The 767-nt window shown below is 64.8% G+C and carries 1 protein-coding gene; it reads left to right on the forward strand.

Annotated elements, in window-relative coordinates:
* The coding region (locus LPA34_RS26845) for an NAD(P)/FAD-dependent oxidoreductase (RefSeq protein WP_228984172.1) at positions 1–767 on the forward strand (767 nt) is incomplete at both ends.

Here is a 767-nt window from a genome sequence, read left to right on the forward strand (position 1 = left end):
CCCGACTGGAAGGAAAAAGGCGCGCCGCTCGACGTCGAGGTGAGCGAGGACCGTTTCCTCTTTCTGACCGAAGCCGGCTCGAAGCGCGTGCCGAACTGGGCGCTGCCGGATAACTTCAAGAATCACGGCAACTACGTCGTGAGTCTCGCCAACGTCACGCGCTGGCTCGGCCAGCAGGCCGAGGCGCTGGGCGTCGAGATCTTCCCGGGCTTTCCGGCCGCGGAAATCCTCTATAACGACGACGGCTCGGTCAAGGGCGTCGCTACCGGGAATCTGGGCATCGGCAAGGACGGCGAGCCGACGGAGAACTTCCAGCCCGGCATGGAACTGCACGCCAAATACACGCTCTTCTGCGAAGGCGCGCGCGGGCACCTGGGGCGCCAGCTGAACGACAAGTTCAGGCTGCGCGACGGTGTCGATCCGCAGGTCTACGGCATCGGCATCAAGGAGCTGTGGGAAATCGATCCGGCGAAGCACAAGCCGGGGCTCGTGATCCACACGGCCGGCTGGCCGTTGCAAAGCGACACCTACGGCGGCTCGTTTCTCTATCACATCGACCACAACCAGGTGATGGTGGGCTTTGTCGTCGGGCTGGGTTATTCGAATCCGTATCTGTCGCCGTTCGAGGAGTTCCAGCGCTACAAGACGCATCCGTCGATCCGCGCGTTTCTCGAAGGCGGCAAGCGGGTGTCGTACGGCGCGCGGGCGATCACCGCGGGCGGGCTGCTGTCGCTGCCCAGGCTGGTGTTCCCGGGCGGCGCGCTGGT

Origin of the sequence: Paraburkholderia gardini (genome assembly GCF_907164575.1) — a bacterium.
Classification (GTDB): Bacteria; Pseudomonadota; Gammaproteobacteria; order Burkholderiales; family Burkholderiaceae; genus Paraburkholderia; species Paraburkholderia gardini.